The organism is Cellulomonas flavigena DSM 20109 (assembly GCF_000092865.1).
Classification (GTDB): Bacteria; Actinomycetota; Actinomycetes; order Actinomycetales; family Cellulomonadaceae; genus Cellulomonas; species Cellulomonas flavigena.
In genome coordinates this window covers 2,162,474-2,181,343 of record NC_014151.1, presented here as the reverse complement: position 1 = coordinate 2,181,343, position 18,870 = coordinate 2,162,474, and the positions used below count along the sequence as shown (strand labels likewise).

Genomic DNA, 18,870 nt, shown 5'->3' with positions numbered 1-18,870 from the left:
TCTACTTCCTGTCCGCATCGGAGCCCACCACTACATGAGCATCTCCACCCCCGCGAAGCCCGCCAGCCCGCAGGTCGCGGTGAACGACATCGGCTCGGCCGAGGACTTCCTCGCCGCGATCGACGCCACCATCAAGTACTTCAACGACGGCGACATCGTCGAGGGCACCATCGTCAAGGTCGACCGCGACGAGGTCCTGCTCGACATCGGTTACAAGACCGAGGGCGTCATCCCCTCCCGCGAGTTGTCCATCAAGCACGACGTGGACCCCGGCGAGGTCGTGAAGGTCGGCGACGCGGTCGAGGCCCTCGTCCTCCAGAAGGAGGACAAGGAGGGTCGGCTGATCCTGTCCAAGAAGCGCGCGCAGTACGAGCGGGCGTGGGGCACGATCGAGAAGATCAAGGAGGAGGACGGCGTCGTCACCGGCACCGTCATCGAGGTCGTCAAGGGCGGCCTCATCCTCGACATCGGCCTGCGCGGCTTCCTGCCGGCCTCCCTCGTCGAGATGCGTCGCGTCCGCGACCTCCAGCCGTACGTCGGCAAGGAGATCGAGGCGAAGATCATCGAGCTCGACAAGAACCGCAACAACGTCGTGCTGTCGCGGCGTGCGTGGCTCGAGCAGACGCAGTCCGAGGTGCGCTCGACCTTCCTGCAGACCCTGCAGAAGGGCCAGGTCCGTCCCGGTGTCGTGTCCTCGATCGTCAACTTCGGCGCGTTCGTCGACCTGGGCGGCGTGGACGGGCTCGTGCACGTCTCCGAGCTGTCCTGGAAGCACATCGACCACCCGTCCGAGGTCGTCGAGGTCGGCCAGGAGGTCACGGTCGAGGTGCTCGAGGTCGACTTCGACCGCGAGCGGGTCTCGCTGTCGCTGAAGGCGACGCAGGAGGACCCGTGGCAGGCGTTCGCCCGGACGCACGCCATCGGCCAGGTCGTGCCCGGCAAGGTCACCAAGCTCGTCCCGTTCGGTGCGTTCGTGCGCGTCGAGGACGGCATCGAGGGCCTTGTCCACATCTCGGAGCTGGCCGTGCGCCACGTCGAGATCCCGGAGCAGGTCGTGCAGGTCGGCGACGACGTGTTCGTCAAGGTCATCGACATCGACCTCGAGCGTCGCCGCATCTCGCTGTCGCTCAAGCAGGCGAACGAGGGCTTCGACCCCGAGTCGGACGACTTCGACCCCGCGCTGTACGGCATGGCGGCCGAGTACGACGAGCAGGGCAACTACAAGTACCCCGAGGGCTTCGACCCGACGACGAACGAGTGGCTCGAGGGCTTCGAGGCCCAGCGCGAGGCGTGGGAGGCCCAGTACGCGGCCGCCCACGAGCGCTGGGAGGCGCACCGCAAGCAGGTCGCCGCGGCGGCGCAGGCCGACCTCGAGGCGTCGACGTCGGAGTCCGGCGCCGCCTCGAGCGGCCCGGTGCCCTCGACGTACTCGTCGGCCAGCGAGGAGGCCACCGGCACCCTCGCGTCGGACGAGGCGCTCGCCGCGCTGCGCGAGAAGCTCACCGGCAACTGACACCGCGCGGGTCCGCCCGCACCGGTCCACGCGACGGCCGGTCACCCTCCGGGGTGGCCGGCCGTCGGCGTCCCCGGCGAGCGTGACGGCTGCGCCAGGTGCCCGACGGGCCGGGGCGGTAGCGCGGGCGCGTGCAGGGGGCGACGATGGGGCGATGCAGAGGATCGGGCTGACCGGGGGCATCGCGGCGGGCAAGTCCGTTGCCGCGCGCAGGTTCGACGAGCTGGGTGCGGTGGTGGTCGACGCCGACGTGCTCGCGCGGCAGGCCGTGGCCCCGGGGTCGGCGGGCCTGGCGCAGGTCGTCGCGCAGTTCGGCTCCGAGGTCCTCGACGCCGACGGGATGCTGGACCGGCCCGCCCTGGCGCGGGTGGTGTTCCCGGACCCCGACGCGCGCGCTCGGCTGGACGCGATCGTGCACCCCGTCGTCCGGCGGCTCGCGGCCGAGATCGAGGCGGCGGCGGCCGCGCGCGACGCCGGCGCCGTCGTCGTGCACGACATCCCGCTGCTCGTCGAGACCGGGCAGGAGAAGGACTTCCACGTGGTGGTGGTCGTGCACGCGCCCGCGGTGCTGCGCGTCGAGCGGCTGGTGCGGCTGCGCGGGATGCTGCGCTCCGACGCCGAGGCGCGCGTGGCGGCGCAGGCACGCGACGAGGAACGGCTGGCGGCGGCGGACGTCGTGCTCGACGGGACGGGGAGCGACGCCGACCTGGTGCGCCAGGTCGACGAGCTCTGGGAGCGGCTCGCCGTCGAGCAGGCCGACGAACGGGCAGCCGACGCGTCGTGATGTGCCCTGCAGGACCTAGGTCCTCCGTACTGGGGAGTAGCTCACACCCGAACGAGTGAATTGGACGCTTGTCCACGCGAGGAGTAGCGTGCAAGCGCCGATCACTCGGATGGACGCGGGAACAGCGCGCGTCCGGCGGGTGGCAATGGGCGACCCGCGGCAACGGAGCCGGAGGAACGATGGCACTCCAATCGGTCGGTAGTGGGTGGGAGGCGCGCCCGCTGCAGTCGAAGGCCTCCATGTCGGTGGCCACGGGTGTGCTCTCGGCGACCCAGGTGCTCGATCTCGTCCAGGCGGCTGCGGCCGCGGTCGAGGACGAGAGCGGGTGGCTGCGCGTCGGCGAGCGCACCGCCAACAAGGTCGAGGTCTCCATCCGGGACATGACGCGTGAGAGCACCGAGCCGGTGCTCCACTTCGACGTCGAGGTGGACCGAGCGGTGGGCCGTGTCACGGTGCGCACCACCATCACGACCTACGTCGTGAAGTCCGGTGGCATGAGCAAGATGGTGCCGATGGCGAAGCGCAAGATCGTCGGCTTCACCGCATACCGCGACTTCATGGACAAGTACTCCGGGATGCTCCAGCGGGCCGACCCGGCCGCCCACGTGTCGTTCAGCGGCGACTGGTAGGTCGTCCGCGCCCCGCGGGCCCCGGGTCCGCCGGGCTGCGCGCGGTCGATGTCGGTGGTGCGACGTACCGTGGTCGTATGCGCCCCGTCACCGACCTGCAGCGGACCGTCGCGCCGTTCGAGGTGGTGTCCGAGTACACCCCGAGCGGGGACCAGCCCACGGCGATCGAGGAGCTCGCGGCGCGCGTGCGCGCCGGCGAGAAGGACGTCGTGCTGCTCGGCGCCACCGGGACCGGGAAGTCGGCGACGACCGCCTGGCTCATCGAGGAGCTGCAGCGTCCGACGCTCGTCATGGCTCCCAACAAGACCCTCGCCGCGCAGCTCGCCACGGAGTTCCGTGAGCTGCTGCCGAACAACGCGGTCGAGTACTTCGTCTCGTACTACGACTACTACCAGCCCGAGGCGTACATCGCGCAGTCGGACACCTACATCGAGAAGGACTCCTCGATCAACGAGGAGGTCGAGCGGCTGCGGCACTCGGCGACGAGCTCGCTGCTCACGCGCCGCGACGTGGTGGTGGTCTCGACGGTGTCCTGCATCTACGGCCTCGGAACGCCGCAGGAGTACGTCGACCGCATGGTGACCCTGGCCGTCGGCGACCAGGTCGACCGGGACCAGCTGCTCCGCAAGTTCGTCACCATGCAGTACACACGCAACGACATGGCGTTCACGCGCGGGACGTTCCGGGTGCGCGGCGACACGGTCGAGATCATCCCGGTGTACGAGGAGCTCGCGATCCGCATCGAGTTCTTCGGTGACGAGATCGAGGCGATCGCGACGCTGCACCCGCTGACGGGTGACGTGGTGCGGTCGGAGCAGCAGATGCACGTCTTCCCCGCGACGCACTACGTGGCCGGGCCCGAGCGCATGGAGCGCGCGATCGCCGGGATCGAGGCCGAGCTCGAGGAGCGGCTCGCCGACCTCGAGCGGCAGAACAAGCTGCTCGAGGCGCAGCGCCTGCAGATGCGCACCACGTACGACATCGAGATGATGCGGCAGATCGGCTCGTGCTCCGGCATCGAGAACTACTCGCGCCACATCGACGGGCGAGCCCCCGGCTCCGCACCGAACACGCTCCTCGACTACTTCCCGGAGGACTTCCTCCTCGTCATCGACGAGTCGCACGTCACCGTGCCGCAGATCGGGGCGATGTTCGAGGGGGACATGTCCCGTAAACGGTCCCTCGTGGACCACGGTTTCCGGTTGCCCAGCGCGATCGACAACCGACCGTTGCGCTGGGAGGAGTTCGTCGAACGCATCGGCCAGACCGTCTACCTGTCGGCGACGCCGGGGGACTACGAGCTGTCGATGGCCGACGGTGTCGTCGAGCAGATCATCCGCCCGACCGGCCTCGTGGACCCGCAGGTGGTCGTCAAGCCGACCAAGGGGCAGATCGACGACCTGCTCGGCGAGATCCGCGACCGGGTCGAGCGCGACGAGCGCGTGCTCGTGACGACCCTCACCAAGAAGATGTCGGAGGACCTCACGGACTACCTCCTCGAGAAGGACGTCCGTGTGCGCTACCTGCACTCGGAGGTCGACACGCTGCGACGTGTCGAGCTGCTGCGCGAGCTGCGGCTGGGGGAGTACGACGTGCTCGTGGGCATCAACCTGCTGCGCGAGGGCCTCGACCTGCCCGAGGTGTCGCTCGTGGCGATCCTCGACGCCGACAAGCAGGGGTTCCTGCGCTCGGGCAAGTCGCTGATCCAGACGATCGGTCGCGCCGCCCGTCACGTCTCGGGCCAGGTGCACATGTACGCGGACACCGTGACGCCGGCGATGCGGCAGGCGCTGGACGAGACCGACCGCCGCCGCGAGAAGCAGATCGCGTACAACCTCGAGCACGGCATCGACCCGCAGCCGCTGCGCAAGAAGATCGGCGACATCACCGACATGCTCGCGCGCGAGGACGCCGACACCGCCGAGCTGCTGGGCGGCGCGGGTCGCCAGGCGAGCCGCGGCAAGGCCCCCGTGCCGGGCCTCGGGTCGCGACCGTCCGGAGGTGACGAGCGCACGCGGCTCGCGGGCGCGGCCGCGCACGACCTGGCCGATCTCGTCCAGCAGCTCACCGAGCAGATGCACGCGGCGGCGGGCGAGCTGCAGTTCGAGCTCGCCGCGCGGCTGCGCGACGAGATCTCCGGACTGAAGAAGGAACTGCGCCAGATGCAGGCGGCCACCGCCTGACGCCGCCGGTGCCCGGCACGGCACCGCCGGACCGGACAACGACGCGCGGCACGCCACTCGTGCCGGACGCCACCGCATCGACTGCCGGGAGACCCGATGGACCGCAGGCTGCAGATCGTGCTCGACGCTCACGACCCCCGCGCGGTCGGGGCCTTCTGGGCGGAGGTTCTCGGGTACGTGGAGGACCCGCCGCCCGAGGGCTTCGCCACCTGGCAGGACACTCTGCGTGCCTGGGGTTTGCCGGAGGAGCGGTGGAACGACGCGTACGCGATCGTGGACCCCGAGGGCGTCGGCCCGCGGCTCTTCCTGCAGAAGGTGCCCGAGGGCAAGACCGTGAAGAACCGGCTGCACCTCGACGTCGGGCTCCCCGGGGTGCCCACCCGCCGGGGCGGGCCGCCCGACCGCGACGGCATCCGGGCACGCGCGGCGCAGCTCGAGGTGCTCGGCGCGACGCGTGTGCGCGAGGTCGACGACGAGCAGCAGGGGTACTGGATCGTGCTGCAGGACCCTGAGGGCAACGAGTTCTGCCTGGTGTGAGACGCCGGCTGGCGGCGCCCGCGGTGTCACCTATAGTTCTCCGCGGAGGGGAGTACTCCCCACGACGTCATCGTCATCACGGTCGCCAGCGTTGCCGGCCCGGTGCCGTCGGCCGCGCGCAGGATCTCGCCAGGTGCGAGCTGTGCTGGCGGAAGAGACCTCCGGTCATCAGTCGTACGTTCCGGAGGTCTGTTCATGGATGTTCCTGTGTGGGTGTGGGCCGTCACGGTCGGCGTCATCCTCGTGATGCTCGCCGTCGACTACGTCGGGCACGTGCGCTCGCCGCACGAGCCCACGTTGCGGGAGTCGGCGGCGTGGTCGATCGGCTACGTGGGCGTCGCGCTCGTGTTCGGTGTGCTCGTGTGGGCCGTGTGGGGCTCGACCTACGGCGCCGAGTACTTCGCGGGCTACGTGACCGAGAAGAGCCTGTCGGTCGACAACCTCTTCGTCTTCGTGCTCATCATGGCGAGCTTCCGCGTGCCGCGGCTCTACCAGCAGAAGGTGCTGCTCATCGGCATCACCATCGCGCTCGTGCTGCGGACGGTGTTCATCTTCATCGGCGCCGCGATGATCGAGAACCTGTCGTGGATCTTCTACATCTTCGGGCTGTTCCTGCTCTACACCGCGTGGACGCAGGTCAAGGCCGGGAGCGAAGCCGAGGACGAGTACCACGAGAACGCGGTGCTGCGCTGGACGCGACGCGTCTTCCCGACCACCGACGACTACGTCGGCGACAAGATGGTGGTCCGCCGGGACGGCAGGCGCCTGCTGACGCCGATGCTCATCGTGATGATCGCCATCGGCACCGCCGACATCATCTTCGCGGTCGACTCGATCCCCGCGATCTTCGGCCTCACGCAGGAGACCTACCTCGTCTTCACGGCGAACGCGTTCTCGCTGCTCGGCCTGCGGCAGCTGTTCTTCCTCATCGACGGGCTGCTCGACAAGCTGGTCTACCTCGCCTACGGGCTCGGCGCGATCCTCGGGTTCATCGGGATCAAGCTCGTCATCCACGCGCTGCACACCAACGAGGTGCCGTTCATCAACGGCGGCGAGCACGTCACCGCGATCCCGGAGATCAACACGTGGGTCTCCCTGGCGTTCATCGTCCTCACCCTCGCGCTCACCACCGTGCTGTCGCTGCGCCGCACCCGGCGTGACGCCCGCGCCGACGCGCTCGGCACGGCGCGTGCCGCCACGCCCGGCGTGCTGCCCCCGGCGGGCCACGACGGGGCGACGGACGACCGCGCGTGACACACGAGCTGCCGGTCTCGCTCGCCACCGCGACCCGCGCGAGCCTCCTGCACGCGCGCCACGTCGCCGCAGCGGCGCGGCCGACGGCGACCGGCGGCGTGCTCGACAGCCCGCGCTGAGCGTCGGCCGTCCCGACGTCACGTCAGACGGTCGCCGCCCAGGGCCCGAGGACGACCTCCCATGTGCGCACCTCGGTGTCGGCGACGAGGCCCTCGCGCGCGAACGGGTCCTGGGCCAGGACGGCGCGCACCGCGTCCTCGTCGTCGCCCCGCAGCACCAGCAGAGCTCCCGGGGCGCCCTCGGTGAACGGACCCGAGCCCAGCAGGACGCCGGCCTCGGCCTGTCCGGCGAGCCAGGCGCGGTGCTCGGGCCGCACGGCGTCGCGGACCTCGGACCGCTCGTCGTAGGTGTAGCGGACGGCGAAGATGCTCATGCGGCCATCCTGCCCGAGCGCGGTGCGCGACGGCGCACCGGTCCACGCCCGGCGCGGTGGCAGAGTGGCGGGATGACCCGGCAGCTGCGCACCCTGCTCACCGACGACCTGCTCGCGCGTGTCCACGAGCGCGCCGAGACGCACGACCGCGAGAACACGTTCCCGCACGACGACCTCGCGGAGCTCACCGCGGCGGGCTACCTGACGGCGTTCGTCCCGCAGCGGCTGGGCGGGGCCGGGCTGACGCTCGAGGAGGTCGCGCGCGAGCAGGTGCGGCTCGCAGGCGCCGCACCTGCCACCGCGCTCGCGGTCAACATGCACCTCGTCGTCACCGGGCTCGCCGCGCTGCTCTCGGCGCGGGGCGACGACTCGGTCGAGTTCGTGCTGCGCGACGCGGCGGCCGGCGAGGTGTTCGCGTTCGGCAACTCCGAGGCCGGCAACGACCTCGTGATGTTCGGTTCCCGCACGCGGGCCGTGCCGCAGCCCGACGGCGGCTACCGCTACCACGGCACGAAGATCTTCACGTCGCTGTCGCCGGTCTGGACGCGTCTGGCGACGTTCGGCCTCGACGACTCCGACCCGGACGACCCGCGTCTGGTGCACGGCGTCGTCGCGCGCGCGGACGGCGGCGTCGAGGCCCGCGACGACTGGGACACGCTCGGCATGCGGGCCACGCAGTCCGCGACGACCGTGCTCGACGGCGCGTACGCACCCGCCGACCGTGTCTACCGGCGGCTCCCGCCCGGCCCGTCGGCGGACCCGTTCGTGTTCGCGCTGTTCGCCGTCTTCGAGACCCTGCTCGCCGCGGTGTACACGGGGATCGGCCGCCGCGCGCTCGAGCTCGGCGTCGCGCACGCCCGGCGACGCACGTCGTTCAAGCACGACGGGCGCCCGTACGCGCAGGACCCGGACATCCGCTGGCGGGTCGCCGACGCGGCGCTCGCCCAGGACGGCGCCGAGCTGCAGGTGTTCGCCCTCGCGCGGGACGTCGACGAGCAGGCCGACCACGGCGCCCGCTGGTTCGCCCAGCTCGTGGGGCTCAAGGTCCGCGCGACGGAGACGGCACGGGTCGTCGTGGACCTCGCGCTGCGGGTGTCCGGCGGGGGCGCGTACTTCACCGGCAGCGAGCTCGCGCGGCTCTACCGTGACGTGCTCGCGGGCATCTACCACCCCTCGGACGACGAGTCGGCGCACGCCACGCTCGCGACCTCCGTGCTCGGCCCCGTCGAGGGCTGAGGGTCACCAGCCCCGCGCGGCCCACGCAGGCAGAGCCGGGCGCTCGATGCCGAGCGTGGTGTCGTCCCCGTGCCCGGGGTAGACCCAGGTGTCGTCCCCGTAGCGGGCGAAGACGCGCTCGGTGACGTCGCCGAGCAGCTGGGCGAACCGCTGCGGGTCACGGTCGGTGTTCCCGACACCACCGGGGAACAGCGAGTCCCCCGTGAAGAGGTGCACGCGTCCTGGGGCGGCGTCGGGGCCCGCGGTGCCCGAGGGCTCGGTCAGCGCGAGCGCGACGGACCCGGGTGTGTGGCCGCGCAGCGCGACGACGTCGAGCCGGAGGTGTCCGACGGTCAGCACGTCGCCGTGCCGCAGCCGGCGGTCGACCGGGTGGTCGCTCGCGGTCGCGACCGCGTCCGCGTCGTCGGCGCCCGCCGCGACCGCGGCGCCCGTGACCGCGACGACCGACGCGAGGGCCCCCAGGTGGTCGCGGTGCCGGTGGGTGACCACCACGAGGTCGAGCCGGGCCGTCGCGCTGCCCTCCCGCAGCAGCGCGAGGAGCCGGTCGGGGTCGGCGGGGGCGTCGACGAGCACCTGGGCGCCGGAACGGCGGCACGTCACGAGGTACGCGGCGTTGTCCATCGGGCCGACCGACACCTTGCGGACCTCCGCGTCGTCGAGCACCCGGACCGCCGTGCTGCCGCCGGGCTCCACGTGGCCCGTGTACCGCTCCGCGTCCACCGCCGCACCCCCGTCGCCGTCGCGTCCCTGCGACGTCAGCGTGCCACGGCCGCCGCCCGGCCGCCGTCGGGGCCGGTCCCCGACGCCGGCCGCACGGCGCGCGCGTGGCTGTGCGCGGCCCGCACGAGGGCGAGGTGCGACAGCGCCTGCGGGACGTTGCCGACCATGCGCCCTGCGTACGGGTCGTACTGCTCGGCGAGCAGCCCGACATCGTTCGCCAGCGGGACGAGCACGTCGAGCACGCGGCTCGCCTCGTCCACCTCGCCCGCGCGTGCGAGCGCGTCGGCGAGCCAGAACGAGCACGCGAGGAACGGTGCCTCCGCACCGGCCAGCCCGTCGTCCGTGCGGTCGGTGCGGTAGCGCAGCAGCAGGCCCGGCGCCACCTCGAGCTCGTCGCGCACCGCTGCGAGGGTGCCAAGCGCGTGCGGCCCGTCCGCCGGCACGAAGCCGACCTGCACCAGCTGGAGCAGCGACGCGTCGGTGTGCTCCGCGCCGTAGTGCTGGACGAACGTGCTCCGCTCGGGTGACCACCCGTGCGCCATGACGTCCGCACGGATCTCCTCGCGCACACGGCGCCACCGCTCGACGGGGCCGGGCAGGCCGTGCCGCTCGACGCCGGACACCGCCCGGTCCAGCGCGGCCCACGCCATGACCTTCGAGTGCGTGAAGTGCTGGGGCTCGCCGCGGATCTCCCAGATGCCCCGGTCGGGGGTGCGCCACGACGCGGCGAGGTCGTCGACGAGCCGGCACTGCAGCGCCCACGAGCCCTCCGTCTCGGGCAGACCGGCGTCGCGCGCCGCGGCGAGCGCGGACATCACCTCGCCGAGCACGTCGTGCTGGACCTGACCCGCCGCGAGGTTGCCGACCCGCACGGGGCGGGACCCGGCGTACCCCGGCAGGTGCTCGAGCAGGACCTCCGGCAGCCGTCGTCCGCCGTCGAGCCGGTACATGATCTGCAGGTCCCGCGGGTCACCCGCGACGGCGCGCTCGAGCCACGCGCGCCACTGCGTCGCCTCCTGGCGGAAGCCCTGCTCGACGAGTGCCTCGAGCGTGAGCGCGGCGTCGCGCAGCCAGCAGTAGCGGTAGTCCCAGTTGCGCTCGCCGCCGAACGTCTCGGGCAGCGACGTGGTGACGGCCGCGACGATGCCCCCCGTGGTGAGGTCCGTCAGCAGACGCAGGACGAGCAGCGACCGCACCACGGCCTCGCGGTGCGGCCCGTCGTACGTGCAGCCGCGCGCCCACAGCCCCCACGCGACGGCGGTCGCGTCGACGCGGTCCGGCACGGTGAGCCGTGACGGCGTGGGCTGCCACGAGTGCACCCACGTCAGCGAGAGCTCCACGGCCTGGCCCGCCCGGAGCGTGAACCGGTCCCGGTGCCGGTGGTCGACGGCTTCCGGGAGCCTGTCGCCGCGCAGCACGAGGGAGTCGGGCCCGGCGATCGCCCGGATCGCCTCGTGCCCGTCGGCGTCCTGCTCCCGCCGGACCCACGGCTCGACGGCACCGTAGCCGAGCCGCACGACCCACTCGTGCTCGACGTCGACCTCGCCGTGCGTGCACTCGATGCGCCGCACGAGGTCGGCACGCCCGTCGCCGAGCGGCATCGCCTCGGTCACGAGCGCCTCACCCCGCGGCGCACGGTACGTCGTCTCCAGCACGAACGAGTCGCCGCGGTAGTGCCGCGTCACGTCCGTCGCGTCGGGGACCGTGAGCAGCCAGCGACCGTGGCGCGGCGTGCCGAGCAGCGCGGCGAAGCACGCGTCGGAGTCGAACCGTGGCAGGCACAGCCAGTCGACCGAGCCCCGTCGCGAGACGAGCGCGGCGGTGTGGCCGTCACCCAGCACGGCGTAGTCCTCGATCGGCACCTGGTGCGCGAGCAGCGCGCCGGCCGGCGGGCAGGGCGTCGGGGCGTCCATCGGCCCCAGCATGCCGCGCGGCCGCGGTGCGTGCGCGTCCGGGCGCCGTCGGCAGGGCGACGGAGGTCACGTCGAACACGTGTGCGACTGTCGGACCCCGCACGTAGACTCGTCGACCGTGAGCCTTCCTCTGTCCGACCGTCTCGTGGTCCGCGGCGCGCGGGAGCACAACCTCCGCAACGTCGACCTGGACCTGCCGCGTGACGCGCTCATCGCGTTCACCGGCCTGTCCGGCTCCGGCAAGTCGTCGCTCGCCTTCGACACGATCTTCGCCGAGGGCCAGCGCCGCTACGTCGAGTCGCTGTCGGCGTACGCGCGGCAGTTCCTCGGGCAGATGGACAAGCCCGACGTCGACTTCATCGAGGGACTGTCGCCGGCCGTCTCGATCGACCAGAAGTCCACCAACCGCAACCCGCGTTCGACCGTGGGCACGATCACCGAGGTGTACGACTACCTGCGCCTGCTCTTCGCGCGTGCCGGCACGCAGCACTGCCCGGTGTGCGGCGAGCGCGTCACGGCGCAGACACCGCAGCAGATCGTCGACCGGCTGCTCGAGCTGCCGGAGGGCACCCGCTACCAGGTGCTCGCGCCGGTCGTGCGCGGCCGCAAGGGGGAGTACACCGACCTGTTCCGCGAGCTGCAGGGCAAGGGCTTCTCGCGGGCGCGCGTCGACGGCGAGGTCGTGCAGCTCGCGTCGCCGCCGACGCTGGAGAAGAAGCTCAAGCACGACATCGAGGTCGTCGTCGACCGGCTCGTGTCGCGCGAGGGCGTGCAGCGGCGCCTGACCGACTCGGTCGAGACCGCGCTCGGGCTGGCCGGCGGCCTGCTGGTCGTCGAGCTCGTCGACGCGGACGCGGACGACCCGCAGCGCGAGCGGAGGTTCTCCGAGAAGCGCGCCTGCCCCAACGACCACGTCCTCACGCTCGAGGAGGTGGAGCCGCGGACCTTCTCCTTCAACGCCCCGTACGGCGCGTGCCCCGAGTGCACGGGTCTCGGATCGCGTCTCGAGGTGGACCCGGAGCTCGTGATCCCCGACGACGAGCTGTCGTTGTCGCAGGGCGCGGTCGCCCCGTGGGCGCAGACGTCGTCCGAGTACTTCCAGCGGGTCCTCACCGCGCTCGCGGCCGACCTGGGCTTCTCCATGGACACCCCGTGGCGTGCGCTGCCGAAGCGTGCGCGCGACGCCGTGCTGCACGGGCAGAACCACGAGGTGCACGTGCGGTACCGCAACCGCTGGGGCCGGGAACGCCAGTACTCCACCGGCTTCGAGGGCGTCATCACGTTCCTGCAGCGCCGCCACGCCGAGACGGACTCCGATTGGAGCAAGGAGAAGTACGAGGCCTTCATGCGTGAGGTCCCGTGCCCGACGTGCGAGGGCACGCGTCTCAAGCCCGAGGTGCTCGCGGTGAAGGTCGGCGGGTACTCGATCGCCGACGTCTGCGCGCTGCCGATCGACGAGGCTCGCGCCTTCATCGACGGTCTCGAGCTGGGCGAGCGCGAGCGGGCGATCGCGGCGCAGGTCGTCAAGGAGATCCAAGCCCGGCTCGGCTTCCTCCTGGACGTGGGGCTCGACTACCTCTCGCTGATGCGGCCCGCAGGGACGCTGTCCGGAGGTGAGGCGCAGCGCATCCGGCTCGCCACGCAGATCGGCTCCGGGCTGGTCGGCGTCCTGTACGTGCTCGACGAGCCGTCCATCGGGCTGCACCAGCGCGACAACCGGCGGCTCATCGACACCCTCACCCGGCTGCGCGACCTCGGGAACACGCTCATCGTCGTCGAGCACGACGAGGACACGATCCGCACGGCCGACTGGATCGTCGACATCGGTCCGGGAGCGGGCGAGCACGGTGGCCGCGTCGTCCACTCGGGCGACCTCGACGGTCTGCTGGCGTCGGCGGAGTCCGTGACCGGCGCCTACCTGTCGGGGCGTCGCACGATCCCGATGCCCGCGCAGCGGCGCCCCGTCGACCGGTCGCGGCAGGTCACGGTCGTCGGCGCGCGTGAGAACAACCTGCGCGGCATCGACGTGTCGTTCCCGCTGGGCGTGCTCACCGCGGTGACCGGCGTGTCCGGGTCCGGCAAGTCGACCCTCGTCAACTCGATCCTCTACACGGTCATGGCCAACGAGCTCAACGGTGCCCGCCAGGTCGCGGGGCGGCACCGCCGGGTCACCGGGCTCGAGCAGCTCGACAAGGTGGTCCACGTCGACCAGGGACCCATCGGGCGCACGCCGCGGTCGAACCCCGCCACGTACACCGGCGTGTGGGACCACGTGCGCAAGCTGTTCGCCGAGACCACCGAGGCGAAGGTGCGCGGCTACACGCCCGGGCGCTTCTCGTTCAACGTCAAGGGTGGGCGCTGCGAGGCATGCTCCGGGGACGGCACGCTGAAGATCGAGATGAACTTCCTGCCGGACGTCTACGTGCCGTGCGAGGTGTGCCACGGGGCGCGGTACAACCGTGAGACGCTCGAGGTGCACTTCAAGGGCAGGACCGTGGCGGACGTGCTGGCGATGCCGATCGAGGAGGCCGCCGAGTTCTTCGCCGCGGTCCCGGCGATCGCGCGTCACCTGCGTACTCTCGTCGACGTCGGCCTCGGCTACGTGCGGCTCGGTCAGCCGGCGCCGACGCTGTCCGGCGGCGAGGCGCAGCGCGTCAAGCTCGCCTCAGAGCTGCAGCGCCGCTCCACGGGCCGCACGATCTACGTGCTCGACGAGCCGACGACGGGCCTGCACTTCGAGGACATCCGCAAGCTGCTCGGCGTCCTGCAGTCGCTGGTCGACAAGGGCAACAGCGTGCTGGTGATCGAGCACAACCTCGACGTGATCAGGAACGCCGACTGGGTCATCGACATGGGCCCGGAGGGCGGCTCCGGGGGTGGCACCGTGGTTGCGGAAGGGACCCCCGAGCACGTCGCCACCGTGCCGGAGAGCCACACGGGCCGTTTCCTCGCCGAGGCCTTCGGCCCGGCGCGGGTCGAGGTGCCCGCCTGACACGCGTCGGCGGGTGCCCGAGAGCCGTCGAGCGGCCTGACGCGGGGTAGGCCGCGTCGTCGCGGTGCTGGGGGCACCGGTCACACCGTGGGCCGCTCCAGGAGCACGGGCGTGGGCTCGTGCCGCACGGCGAAGTTCACCGACCGCGCGATGAAGCAGTGCTCGTGGGCGCGGTGGTGCACGTCGGCCAGCAGCGCGTCGTCGACCGGGCGCCCGTCCGCGAGGGTGGCGTTGCGGACGGTGACGCGCGGCCGCAGCACGACCTCGGTGAACTGGCCGTGGCCGGCCCCCTCGATGCGCACGGTGCCCGAGGCTGCGTCCTCGTAGCCCACCACCACGACGCCGGTCGTCGCCGCCAGGTGCAGGAACCACAGCATGTGGCACTGCGACAGCGCCCCGACCAGGAGGTCCTCGGGCGACCAGCGGTCGGGGTCGCCGCGGAACCCCGGGTCGGACGTGCCGGGCAACGGCGGCCGGTCACCCGCCGTCAGGACGTGGTCGCGCCCGTACGACGTGTACGTCGCCGTGCCGACGTCGCGTGCCCCCGTCCACGTGAGGTCCACCGAGAACTGGTGCAGCAGCTGTGCCATGACCCGACCCTAGTGGCGCCGGTCACGTCCGCGCCGGTGCACGCGCCCACGGCGCGGGCCTGTCGGTGCACGGACTTAGGCTCGGACGCATGGCCGATCCCGCGACCTACCGTCCCGCCCCGGGGGAGATCCCGGACGCCCCGGGCGTCTACCGCTTCCGTGACGAGCACGGCCGCGTGGTCTACGTCGGCAAGGCCAAGAGCCTGCGCAACCGGCTCAACAGCTACTTCCAGGATCTCGCCAACCTGCACCCGCGGACGCAGCAGATGGTGACGACGGCCGCCGCCGTCCAGTGGACGGTCGTCGGCACGGAGGTCGAGGCCCTCGCGCTCGAGTACTCGTGGATCAAGGAGTTCGACCCGCGGTTCAACGTCAAGTACCGCGACGACAAGTCCTACCCCTACCTCGCGGTGACCATGGCCGACGAGGTCCCGCGCGTCCAGGTGATGCGCGGGGCCAAGCGGCGCGGCACGCGGTACTTCGGCCCGTACGCCCACGCGTGGGCCATCCGCGAGACCGTGGACCTGCTGCTGCGCGTGTTCCCGGTGCGCACGTGCTCCGCCGGGGTGTTCCGGCGTGCGCGCCAGCAGGGCCGCCCGTGTCTCCTCGGGTACATCGACAAGTGCTCGGCGCCGTGCGTGGGACGCATCGGCATCGAGGAGCACCACCAGCTCGCGCAGGACTTCTGCGACTTCATGGCGGGGGACACCGGCCGATTCACGCGGCGCCTGACCAGGGCGATGAAGGACGCTGCCGCCGAGATGGACTACGAGCGTGCGGCCCGACTGCGCGACGACGTCCGCACCCTCGAGAAGGCGACGGAGCGCAACGCCGTCGTGCTCTCGGACGGCACCGACGCCGACGTGTTCGCCCTGGCCGGGGACGAGCTCGAGGCCGCCGTCCAGGTGTTCCACGTCCGCGACGGGCGCATCCGGGGCCAGCGCGGCTGGGTCGTCGAGAAGGTCGAGGATCTCGACGACGCCGAGCTCGTCGAGCACCTGCTGCAGCAGGTCTACGGCGCCGAGGACCCCGAGGCCGCGACCGCCTCGGTGCCGCGCGAGGTCCTGGTGCCGGTGCTGCCGCCCGACGTGGAGCAGGTGCAGGCATGGCTGACCGGCCTGCGCGGCAGCCGCGTCCAGGTGCGCGTCCCGCAGCGCGGCGACAAGCGCGAGCTCGCCGCGACCGTGCTGCGCAACGCCGAGCACGCGCTCGCGCTGCACCGCACCCGCCGCGCCGGTGACCTCACCAGCCGCAGCATGGCGCTGCGGGAGATCCAGGAGGCCCTCGACCTGCCGAGCGCCCCGCTGCGGATCGAGTGCTACGACGTCTCCCACAACCAGGGCACGTACCAGTCGGCCTCGATGGTCGTCTTCGAGGACGGTCTGGCGCGCAAGAGCGAGTACCGGCTGTTCACCGTGCGCGGCCCCGAGGGGCAGGGTGCTCGCGACGACACCGCGGCGATGCACGAGGTCATCACGCGACGCTTCCGGCGCTACCTCGCCGAACGTGCCGACTCGCACGACCCCGAGCTGGGCGACGCGGAGGAGGACGACGCACCGCGCACGGGGCCCGTGGACGAGCGCACGGGTCGGCCCGCGCGCTTCGCCTACCCGCCGAACCTCGTCGTCGTCGACGGCGGCCCCCCGCAGGTCGCGGCGGCGGCCGCCGCGCTGGCCGAGCTCGGCATCGACGACGTCGCCCTGTGCGGGCTCGCCAAGCGGCTCGAGGAGGTCTGGCTGCCGGGGGAGGAGTACCCCGTCATCCTGCGGCGCGCCTCCGAGGGGCTCTACCTGCTGCAGCGTGTGCGCGACGAGGCCCACCGCTTCGCGATCACCGCGCATCGCAAGCGGCGCAGCAAGGGCATGACCGCCTCCGTGCTCGACGACGTGCCCGGCCTCGGCCCGGCCCGCAAGGCGGCGCTGCTGCGGCACTTCGGCTCCGTCAAGAGGCTGCGTGCGGCGACCGCGGAGGAGATCGCGACGATCCCGGGCATGGGAGCACGCACGGCCGAGGCGGTCGTCGCGGCGCTGGCGGTACCGCCCGCGACGCCCGGCGGGTCCGGTGACACGCCCGCGCAGGAGCCTGGCATCCTGGGGGCATGAGCGAGCCCTCGCCGACCACGGTCCCGGCGGGCATCCCCGCCCTGGAGGCGGCCACGGGGGCGCCCGTCCTCGAGCAGCCCCAGGTGCTCGTCATCACCGGGATGTCGGGAGCCGGGCGCACGCGTGCAGCGGCGGTGCTCGAGGACCTCGGCTGGTACGTCGTCGACAACCTGCCCGCGCAGATGCTGACGCACCTCGTGGGCATGCTCACGAGCGGTCCGGTCGGAACCGGCGCCCGGCGGCTGGCCGTGGTGATCGACGTGCGCGGTCGCGAGTACTTCGCCGCCCTCACGGGTGTGCTCGACCACCTGCAGGGCACCGGGGTCGAGCTGCGCCTGCTGTTCCTCGACGCGTCCGACGAGGTCCTCGTGCGGCGGTTCGAGCAGGTGCGCTGCCCTCACCCGCTGCAGGGTGACGGTCGGATCCTCGACGGCATCGGGCACGAGCGCAGCCTGCTCTCGGACCTGCGCGAACGGGCGGACACCGTCATCGACACCTCGGAGCTCAACGTGCACGACCTCGCCCGCGTCGTGCGCGCGGGCGTCTCCGGGCCGGGTGACGACGTCCTGCACCTGTCGGTGCTGTCGTTCGGGTTCAAGTACGGCATCCCGCTCGACGCCGACCACGTCGTCGACGTCCGCTTCCTCGCGAACCCCTACTGGATCACCGAGCTGCGGCACCTGTCCGGCAGGGACGCCCCCGTCCGTGAGTACGTGCTGGGCCTGCCCGGGGCCGTGACGTTCGTCGAGCGCTACGTCGACGCGCTCGAGCCGGTGCTCGCCGGCTACCTGCACGAGGAGAAGCGGTACGCCACGATCGCGGTGGGGTGCACGGGCGGCAAGCACCGCTCCGTCGCGATCAGCGAGGCGATCGGCGCCCGCCTGCGCGAGCGGGGGCACCGGGTGCAGGTCACGGCGCGGGACCTGGGCAAGGAGTGAGCACGGCGGCGGTGGGCCGGTTCGGTGACCCGAACCGCCCGGCGGTCGTCGCCCTGGGCGGCGGGCACGGGCTGGCGGCGTCCCTGTCGGCGCTGCGCCTCATGACGGACCGCATCACGGCTGTCGTCACCGTCGCCGACGACGGGGGGTCCTCGGGCCGACTGCGCGACGAGATGGACGTGCTGCCGCCCGGGGACCTGCGGATGGCGCTGTCGGCGCTGTGCGACGACTCGGAGTGGGGCCGTACCTGGCGCGACCTGCTGCAGCACCGATTCTCGACCGACGGTCCGCTCGACCGGCACTCGGTCGGCAACCTGCTCATCGTGGCCCTGTGGGAGCTGCTGGGGGACACCGTCGAAGGTCTGGACCTCGTCGGCCGGCTGCTGGGTGCGCGGGGGCGCGTGCTCCCCATGGCGTCGGTGCCGCTGCGCATCGAGGCGGACGTGCGCACGGCCGACGGCACCCGGGAGGTGGTGCGGGGGCAGACGCAGGTGGCGCTGACCCCGCACCGGATCGAGCAGCTGCGGCTGCGTCCCGCGGACCCGCCCGCGTGCCCCGAGGCGGTGGCCGCGATCCGCGACGCCGACTGGGTCGTGCTGGGGCCGGGCTCCTGGTACTCGTCGGTCCTGCCGCACCTGCTCGTGCCCGAGCTGCGCGGGGCGCTGGTGACCACCACCGCGCGTGTGGTGGTGACGCTGAACCTCACCCCGGACGACGAGACCGCCGGCATGCGGGCGGTCGACCACCTGGAGGTGCTGCGTGCGCACGCCCCGGAGCTGCGCATCCACGCGGTCGTGGCGGACCCCGCGTCGGTCGAGGACGTCGGAGAGCTCGCCGAGCTGTGCAGCGCGACGGGTGCGCGCCTGCTCGTGCGCCAGGTGCGACGGGGCGGGCGGAGCGCGGTGCACGACCCCCTGCGGCTCGCGGCCGCCCTGCGCGACGTGGTCGAGGGCTACCTGGGGGACGTCGGGACGCCGACCGGGCGGTGAGGGCACCTCCCGGGACGACGTGCGGCACCCCGCCCCTCGGGAAAGCGTAGGTCCGTC

At 72.4% G+C, this 18,870-nt stretch carries 16 protein-coding genes; 12 read left to right on the top strand and 4 right to left on the bottom strand.

Annotated elements, in window-relative coordinates:
• Positions 1-34: 34 nt before the first annotated feature.
• The 7 genes from rpsA to CFLA_RS21100 all read left to right on the top strand — a co-directional run bounded on the left by rpsA (position 35) and on the right by CFLA_RS21100 (position 7,019).
• Positions 35-1,513 carry a 30S ribosomal protein S1 gene (rpsA, locus tag CFLA_RS09920; protein WP_013117189.1) on the top strand — a complete coding sequence of 493 codons (1,479 nt, stop codon included), beginning with the start codon at positions 35-37 and terminating at the stop codon, positions 1,511-1,513.
• Positions 1,514-1,667: 154 nt separating this feature from the next.
• Positions 1,668-2,297 carry a dephospho-CoA kinase gene (gene coaE, locus CFLA_RS09915; protein ID WP_013117188.1) on the top strand — a complete coding sequence of 210 codons (630 nt, stop codon included), beginning with the start codon at positions 1,668-1,670 and terminating at the stop codon, positions 2,295-2,297.
• Positions 2,298-2,476: 179 nt separating this feature from the next.
• A complete protein-coding gene (locus tag CFLA_RS09910; protein ID WP_013117187.1) occupies positions 2,477-2,926 on the top strand; it encodes a hypothetical protein in 450 nt (149 codons plus the stop codon).
• Between the two features lie 77 nt (positions 2,927-3,003).
• Positions 3,004-5,109 carry an excinuclease ABC subunit UvrB gene (gene uvrB / locus CFLA_RS09905; RefSeq protein ID WP_013117186.1) on the top strand — a complete coding sequence of 702 codons (2,106 nt, stop codon included), beginning with the start codon at positions 3,004-3,006 and terminating at the stop codon, positions 5,107-5,109.
• A gap of 96 nt (positions 5,110-5,205) precedes the next feature.
• The gene (locus CFLA_RS09900; RefSeq protein ID WP_013117185.1) at positions 5,206-5,646 is read left to right on the top strand and encodes a VOC family protein; all 441 of its coding nucleotides are present in this window, start codon (positions 5,206-5,208) and stop codon (positions 5,644-5,646) included.
• A 195-nt stretch (positions 5,647-5,841) separates the two neighbouring features.
• Complete coding sequence (locus CFLA_RS09895; protein WP_013117184.1) at positions 5,842-6,900, top strand: TerC family protein; 1,059 nt, start codon at positions 5,842-5,844, stop codon at positions 6,898-6,900.
• On the top strand, positions 6,897-7,019 hold the full coding sequence (locus CFLA_RS21100; RefSeq protein ID WP_013117183.1) for a hypothetical protein: 123 nt from the start codon (positions 6,897-6,899) through the stop codon (positions 7,017-7,019). The genes CFLA_RS09895 and CFLA_RS21100 overlap by 4 nt, the downstream gene beginning before the upstream one ends.
• Before the next feature lie 23 nt (positions 7,020-7,042).
• On the opposite strand, the gene CFLA_RS09890 is transcribed toward CFLA_RS21100, so the two are convergent.
• Positions 7,043-7,333, bottom strand: coding sequence for a YciI family protein (locus CFLA_RS09890; RefSeq protein WP_013117182.1), 291 nt, complete (start codon positions 7,331-7,333; stop codon positions 7,043-7,045).
• A gap of 72 nt (positions 7,334-7,405) precedes the next feature.
• On the opposite strand from CFLA_RS09890, the gene CFLA_RS09885 reads away from it, so the two are divergent.
• On the top strand, positions 7,406-8,569 hold the full coding sequence (locus CFLA_RS09885) for an acyl-CoA dehydrogenase family protein (RefSeq protein WP_013117181.1): 1,164 nt from the start codon (positions 7,406-7,408) through the stop codon (positions 8,567-8,569).
• Between the two features lie 3 nt (positions 8,570-8,572).
• Here CFLA_RS09885 and CFLA_RS09880 read toward each other — a convergent pair whose 3' ends face one another.
• Both CFLA_RS09880 and CFLA_RS09875 read right to left on the bottom strand, forming a co-directional pair.
• Positions 8,573-9,289, bottom strand: coding sequence for an MBL fold metallo-hydrolase (locus CFLA_RS09880; protein WP_013117180.1), 717 nt, complete (start codon positions 9,287-9,289; stop codon positions 8,573-8,575).
• Positions 9,290-9,324: 35 nt separating this feature from the next.
• On the bottom strand, positions 9,325-11,202 hold the full coding sequence (locus tag CFLA_RS09875; RefSeq protein WP_052302831.1) for a glycoside hydrolase family 15 protein: 1,878 nt from the start codon (positions 11,200-11,202) through the stop codon (positions 9,325-9,327).
• Positions 11,203-11,332: 130 nt separating this feature from the next.
• Here CFLA_RS09875 and uvrA point away from each other — a divergent pair, with 130 nt between their 5' ends.
• Positions 11,333-14,194, top strand: a complete 2,862-nt coding sequence (gene uvrA, locus CFLA_RS09870; protein WP_043600427.1) for an excinuclease ABC subunit UvrA — start codon at positions 11,333-11,335, stop codon at positions 14,192-14,194.
• Between the two features lie 80 nt (positions 14,195-14,274).
• Here uvrA and CFLA_RS09865 read toward each other — a convergent pair whose 3' ends face one another.
• Positions 14,275-14,784, bottom strand: a complete 510-nt coding sequence (locus CFLA_RS09865) for an OsmC family protein (RefSeq protein WP_013117177.1) — start codon at positions 14,782-14,784, stop codon at positions 14,275-14,277.
• A gap of 89 nt (positions 14,785-14,873) precedes the next feature.
• On the opposite strand from CFLA_RS09865, the gene uvrC reads away from it, so the two are divergent.
• The 3 genes from uvrC to CFLA_RS09850 are packed head-to-tail and all read left to right on the top strand — an operon-like array spanning position 14,874 to position 18,813.
• Positions 14,874-16,886 (top strand): excinuclease ABC subunit UvrC, encoded by a 2,013-nt coding sequence (gene uvrC, locus CFLA_RS09860; protein WP_013117176.1) that lies wholly within the window; start codon positions 14,874-14,876, stop codon positions 16,884-16,886.
• Positions 16,883-17,824, top strand: a complete 942-nt coding sequence (rapZ, locus tag CFLA_RS09855; RefSeq protein ID WP_013117175.1) for an RNase adapter RapZ — start codon at positions 16,883-16,885, stop codon at positions 17,822-17,824. Before uvrC ends, rapZ begins: the two co-directional genes overlap by 4 nt.
• On the top strand, positions 17,821-18,813 hold the full coding sequence (locus CFLA_RS09850; protein ID WP_148234332.1) for a gluconeogenesis factor YvcK family protein: 993 nt from the start codon (positions 17,821-17,823) through the stop codon (positions 18,811-18,813). The genes rapZ and CFLA_RS09850 overlap by 4 nt, the downstream gene beginning before the upstream one ends.
• The last annotated feature ends 57 nt before the right edge of the window (positions 18,814-18,870 follow it).